Genomic DNA, 6,774 nt, shown 5'->3' with positions numbered 1-6,774 from the left:
GGGCTCTGTCCGTACCCGCCCCCCCCCTCCCGGGGCCCCGCGCCCCCGTGCGGGGGGGGGCGGCGGCTTTCCGCTCCTTTCCACTGAGTGGAAAGGAGCGGCGGTCGCACCCTTTCCACTCAGTGGAAAGGAGTGTGTCCAAGTGTTAATGACCACACGCCGCACCGCCTGCAGAAGGCGCTTTCCCCTTGTCCGGCCCCGTCCCGACTGCAACACTGCTGGCGTGAAGTCCATGAACGTTAAAGGTCTGTTGCTCGTGCCACCCGACCTTGATCCGGTGAGACATCTCCCCAGGATGTGACGTAGTTCTCCTGGCCGTCCCTGTGTGACACAGGTCGGCGCAATTCGTCGTGCGGATCGCCAAGTATCCGCATTCCGCATGTTTCTGATGGATCGTCAACTCCCCCCCCGATTCCCCGGACTTCGCTGCGGCGTCGAGTCCATCTCGCGATCCGTCACATTCGCCAGGTGTGGAGCCCCCATTCGCTCAATGCCTGATCAACGCTGAACGCGAACCATGAGGTCACGTGTCGAACAGTCCCCTGCGCGGTCGCTCCTTGGAAATGAGCCTTATCCTTCAGTCATTGGCCGAAGCGGAATCCGGCCGCGGCGGCGTGATATTGATCTCGGGAGATGTGGGCGTCGGAAAAACACGCCTGGTACACGAGGTCTGCGGCATCGCCGAGAAGCGCGAGTTCACCGTGGTCCGCGCCGAGACCGACCCATTTCCGCCACCGACCGCGGAACATCCGGTGCTGGCGGTTCTGGACGACTTACACGTGTATGCCGACCAGGCCCTGCTCTCTCGGATGACGGCCCGGCTCGCGGCGCTGCGGCACCAACCGCAGGTGTGGCTCCTCACCCTGCGCGACCAGGCGTACGGCCTGGCCGCGCACCGGTTCGTCAGAGCGCTGGAGGACGGGGGGTGCACCCGGCTCACCCTCGGCCCGCTCGCCCCGGACGCGGTACGCGAACTCCTCGCCGACACCCTGGGAGCCCGGCCCGACCCCGGTCTGACGGAACTGGCCGACGAGGCGGCGGGTCACCCGCTGCTGACGGCGGCCCTGGCCGCCGGCCTGCGCGAGGACGGCCGGGTGCGCGTCGTGGGCCAGACGGCCGAGCTCACCTCCGCCGCGGTGCCCGACCGGCTGCGATCCACCGTGAACTGCCTGCTGAAGGACCACGGCGAGCAGATCCAGGACATGCTGCGAACGGCCGCCCTGCTGGGTCCGGAGTTCGGCGTCGAGGACCTGGCCGCGGTCCTCGTCGACGTTCCTCCCGCCAGCCTCGCCGCCTGCGTGCAGCGGGCCATCGACGCGGGCCTGCTCGACTGCCGCAGCAGCGACCGGCTCGCCTTCCGGTACGAACTGGTCCGCAGGACGATCGTGGAGAGCACCGCGCTCGGCGTACGTCAGGTGCTGCTGCACGCCGCGTCCGCGCCCGCCCGCGCCGACCGTCTTCCGCGGTCCGGCACCCCCGGCGCCCCGGCCCGCTTCGCGCCGCCGCCGCGGTCCTCGACGGCGATGTGCCTGGTCCAGGAGGACAGCATGGTGGCGTTGTCCGCCGGAGCCGTCTCCCTCCTGTACGAGGGCCGGACGGACCAGGCCCAGGAGTCGGCGAGCGCCCTCCTCCACGGCTGTCCGGCCTCGGGTGAGGGACCGGGACAGGCGTTGATGACGCTGGTCCACTCGGTGGGCGCCCGCGCGGGCGGCCGGGCGGCCGAAGCCCTGTGGCTGAGCAGGCAGGCCACCGCACTCCTGCCGCCGGGCAGGTCCTCGCTCGTCGAGGAACTCATCGCGAACTGTGTGGCGCTCGAGCTCTCCCTGCTGGGCGAGACGGCCGAGGCGGAGCAACTGCTGCGCAAGGTGGCTTGTTGGGAAGGGGAGTCCGGCGCGCCGCCCGCGAGCCTGGTTCGGGGGGCCATCGTGGCAAGGATCATGAGCGCCAAGGGCGATCACCGAAAGGCCGGTCGATGGGCCGAGGCCGCCCTGGGCGTCGTCGACCGGCGGCACCGATGGCTGCTCCCCCTGGCCGGTGCCGTCCATGCGCTCGCCGCCCTGCGCGGCGGCGAACTGTGCGCCGCGGAGGGGCTGGTGGCACGCTACGAAGCCGAGCGGGAACCGGACCGACACGTGCTCTACGCCCAGCCCGACTGGGTCGCCCTCCAGGTCGCGACCGAGCGGCACGGCGCGGCACAGGGCGCCGAACTGCTGACCGGGCGGCTGGCGCAGCTGATCGACACACCCGTCCTCTTCGTGGAGGAGCCGGGAGCGGCCCCCTGGATGGTCCGCACCGCCCTCGCCGCGAACGCGCCCCAGTTGGCCGAGAAAGCGCTCCGCGCGGTGCGTACGCTCGCCCACGACAACTCCGCCCACGCGCCGCTGACCGTCTCGGCGCTGCACGCGGACGGCGTCCTGCGCCAGGACGGGGCCGCCCTGGCCCGGGCCCGCGGGGAGCACCGCGACGTCTGGGCCGCCGCCTGGGCCGCGGAGGACCTGGGGACCCTGCTGCTCGGCCGCGGCGAGGGCGCGGCGCGGCGCGAGTTCGTCGCGGCGCGGGAACTGTACGAGGAGGCCGGCGCCGGTAACGACGTCGCCAGGATCACCGGACGGCTCACCCGACTGGCGCTGCCGAAGGTGCCGCCCCCCGCCGCCTCCGGGGCCCCCGCCGCCCCCCGGGGCCCCGCCGAGCGGCCGGCCGATCCGGGGCAGGCCCTCACCGGCTCCGAGCGCGCGGTGGCGGAGCTGGTCGTGCTGGGCATGACGAATCGGCAGGTCGCCGGGAAGCTGCACCTCTCCTCGTACACGGTCAACTACCACCTGCGGAACATCTTCCGGAAGTTCGGCATCAAGTCCCGGGTGGAACTGGCCCGGTGGTACCAGGACTGTGCGGCGGGCACGGTGCTGCCGGCCACGGCCGGAAACTTCCGCCCCGCCCCCACGTTCCGCTCCGGCGTCCGCTCGACGTAGCACGCACCCGAGTCCGCACCCGAGTCCGAACCCGAGTCCGCACCCGAGTCCGAACCCGAGTCCGAACCCGAGTCCGAACCCGAGTCCGAACCCGAGTCCGAGTCCGAAACCCGAACCCGCCCACAGAGAACTGGTGACGGCCCATGCCCGCTCCGACCGACGCAGACCTCTCCCCGAGCAGCCGGCCGGCCCGCCTCGTCGCGGAGTTGTCCGCACGCGATCCGCAGTACCGCCGTGCCATGCCGCTTCCGTCGGTCGGCGCGGCGGTGCGTGACGTCGGGCAGGCGCAAGTCCTGTCGCGCACCGTCGCGACGATCATGGACGGGTACGCCGAGCGGCCGGCCATGGCCGAGCGGGCGACGGAGCCGGTGACCGACCCGGCCTCCGGACGCACGTCACTGCGGCTGCTCCCGGAGTTCCGGACCGTCGGCTACGGCGAACTGTGGGGGCGGGCCGGGGCCGTCGCGGCGGAATGGGCGGCGGACCCGGGGGCCGGTGAACCCGGCCGACGGCCCCTCGTCCCGGGGGAGTTCGTGGCGATCTACGGGTTCACCAGCTGCGACTACGTCACCCTCGACCTGGCGTGTCTGCGCCACGGTGCGGTGTCCGTACCGTTGCAGTCCGGCGCGCCCGTCTCCCAGCTCGCGCCGATCATCGCGGAGACCGGTCCGCGCGTCGTCGCCACGAGCGTCGAACTGCTGGACCGCGCAGTCGAGTTGGTGCTGTCCGCCGAGTCCGCGCCGCGGCTGGTCGTGTTCGACCACCACCCGGAGGACGATGTCGAACGGGAGGCGTTCGACGCCGCCTGCGCCCGGTTGGCCGCAGCCGGTCACCCGGCCCCCGACACACTGGCGGCGGTGATCGCACGAGGCCGCGACCTGCCGCCCGCACCGCTGTTCACCCCCGGCCCCGACGACGACCCCACCCGCCTCCTGATCTACACGTCCGGCAGCACGGGGACGCCGAAGGGGGCCATCTACACCGAGCGCATGCTGCACCGGTCGTGGGCCGGCTCCGTACCCATACCCGACGACGTGGCCTCGATCGTCGTCAACTATCTGCCGCTGAGCCATGTCGCGGGCCGCTCGTCGCTCGTGGAGACGCTCCGGCGGGGCGGCATCTCCTACTTCACGGCGAAGAGCGATCTGTCGACGCTGTTCGAGGACATCGCGCTAGCCCGGCCGACGGCCCTGCTCATGGTGCCCCGCATCTGCGACCTGCTGTTCCAGGAGTACCAGGCCGAAATGACGCGGCGGGCCGCGGAGTTCGCCGACCGGCAGGCGCTCGACGCCGCCGTGAAGACAGACCTGCGGGAGCGTCTGTTCGGCGGGCGGCTGATTCAGGCGCTCTGCGGCAGCGCCCCGCTCTCCGCCGAACTGCGGGAGTTCCTGGAGTCCTGCCTGGATCTGCCCCTGTGGGAGGGGTACGGCTCCACCGAGACCGGGTCCGTACTGCTCAACACGCGGGTGCAGCGACCGCCGGTGCTCGACTGCAAACTGGTCGACGTCCCCGAACTGGGCTACTTCCGGACCGACTCGCCCTACCCGCGCGGTGAGCTGGTCCTCAAGACGCAGACCCTCACTCCCGGTTACTACCGGCGGCCCGACGCGACGGCCCGGTCCTTCGACGAGGACGGCTACTACCGGACCGGCGACATCATGGCCCGGATCGGTCCCGACCAGTACGTGTACGTCGACCGCCGCAACAACGTGGTCAAGCTCGCGCAGGGCGAGTTCGTCGCGCTCTCCCGCCTCGAAGGGGTCTACGTCGGCAGCCCCCTCGTGCGGCAGATCTTCGTCTACGGCAACAGCGAACGCTCCCACCTGCTGGCGGTGATCGTGCCGACCGAGGACGCGCTCGACCGGGCGGCACACCTGGACGACCTCCGGGCCCCGCTGCGCGAGGCCCTGCAACTGGCGGCCCGCGAGGCCGAGTTGAACGCGTACGAGATCCCGCGCGACTTCCTGATCGAGACCGAGCCCTTCACGCTGGAGAACGGGCTCCTGTCGGACACCCGGAAGAATCTGCCGCCCCGGCTCAGGGAACGCTACGCGGAGCGGCTCGAAGCGCTGTACGACGAACTCGCCCGGGGCCAGGAGGACGCGCTGCGCACACTGCGCGACGGCGGTCCCGACCAGCCCGTGTTCGAGACGGTCGGCCGCGCCGCGCAGGCGCTCCTCGGCCGCTCGACCGAGGAGCCGGACGGCGCCGCCCACTTCACGGACCTCGGCGGCGACTCCCTGACCGCGGTGTCCTTCGCCACGCTCCTGACGGAGATCTACGGCGTCGAGGTGTCCGTCGGAGCGGTCCTCGGCGCGACGAACGACCTGCGTTCCCTCGCGGACCACATCGAGGCCGGCCGCGTATCGGGCGCGAAGCGGCCCACGTTCGCCATGGTGCACGGCGCGGGCAGCACCGAGGTACGCGCGGCCGACCTCACCCTGGACCGGTTCCTGGACGCCGACACCCTCAACGCCGCCACTGCCGCCGCGCGGCTGCCGTCGGCCGACGGGCACGCCCCGCGGACCGTACTGCTCACCGGCGCGACCGGCTATCTCGGCCGGTTCATGTGCCTGGACTGGCTGGAGCGACTGGCCGACACCGGCGGGCGAGTGATCTGTATCGTGCGCGGCCGGGACGAGCCCGCCGCCCGGGCCCGGCTCGACCGCGTCTTCGACAGCGGCGACCCGGAACTGCTGCGCCGCTACCGGGAACTGGCCGCGCACCGTCTCGAGGTGCTCGCCGGTGACATCGGCCGGCCGAACCTGGGGCTGACCGAGGCGACCTGGCGGCGGCTGGCCGAGGAGGTCGACCTGGTCGCGCACCCGGCCGCCCTGGTCAACCACGTCCTTCCGTACGAGCAGTTGTTCGGCCCGAACGTCGTGGGCACGGCCGAACTGATCCGGCTGGCGATCACCACGAGGATCAAACCGTTCGTCCATCTCTCGACCGCCGCCGTGGCCGCCCAGCCCGGTCCGTCCGTCCTCGACGAGACCGGTGACATCCGTGAACTGAGCCCCGTGCGGGCACTCGACGACACCTACGCCGGCGGATACGGCACGAGCAAGTGGGCGGGCGAGGTGCTGCTGAGGGAGGCCCACGCCCTGTGCGGCCTGCCGGTGGCCGTGTTCCGCTCGGACATGATCCTCGCCCACAGCCGTTACACCGGGCAGCTGAACCTGCCCGACGTGCTCACCCGTCTGCTGTTCAGCCTGCTGCGGACCGGCATCGCGCCGACGTCGTTCTACCGGACCGACTCATCCGTGGGCCCTGGGCGGGCCCACTTCGACGGGCTGCCCGTCGACTTCACGGCGGAAGCCGTCAACGCGCTCGGCGCGCGCGACCACGGATACCGGACGTTCAACGTGGTCAACCCGCACGACGACGGCGTTTCGCTGGACGACTTCGTGACGTGGCTCGACGAGGCCGGTCACCCGATCCGGCGCCTGGCGGACCACGGGGACTGGTCCGTGCGGTTCGAGACCGCGCTGCGCGCGTTGCCCGAACACCAGCGGCAGCACTCGCTGCTGCCGCTGCTGCACGCCTTCGCCGAGCCCGAGGAGCCACTGCCCGGGTCCGCGCTCCCCGCCGACCGGTTCCGGGCCGCCGTACGGGAGGCCGGGATCGGTGTGGAGAAGGACATCCCGCGTCTGTCGCGCGAACTGATCGTCAAGTACGCGACCGACCTGCGGCAGCGGGGTCTGTTGTAGCGCGACGCGCTACTCACTTGAGTAGCCCCGTACCTGCTCACGCCCCCAAACCTACCTGCTCAGGTGGGGACAGTCGCCTGACGCACCAGTGATGG

The 6,774-nt window shown here is 71.7% G+C and carries 2 protein-coding genes; both read left to right on the top strand.

What is annotated here, in order from left to right:
* The first annotated feature begins 527 nt into the window (after positions 1 to 527).
* Entirely contained in the window at positions 528 to 2,969 is a 2,442-nt protein-coding gene (locus AB0J04_RS14980) for a LuxR C-terminal-related transcriptional regulator (protein WP_363168823.1), read from the top strand.
* Positions 2,970 to 3,112: 143 nt separating this feature from the next.
* The gene (car, locus tag AB0J04_RS14975; RefSeq protein WP_363168822.1) at positions 3,113 to 6,679 is read left to right on the top strand and encodes a carboxylic acid reductase; all 3,567 of its coding nucleotides are present in this window, start codon (positions 3,113 to 3,115) and stop codon (positions 6,677 to 6,679) included.
* Positions 6,680 to 6,774: the final 95 nt, after the last annotated feature.

Source organism: Streptomyces sp. NPDC050263, assembly GCF_040655955.1.
Lineage (GTDB): Bacteria > Actinomycetota > Actinomycetes > Streptomycetales > Streptomycetaceae > Streptomyces.
The sequence above is the reverse complement of the archived record's forward strand: the minus strand, read 5'-3'. Positions and strand labels throughout refer to the sequence as shown.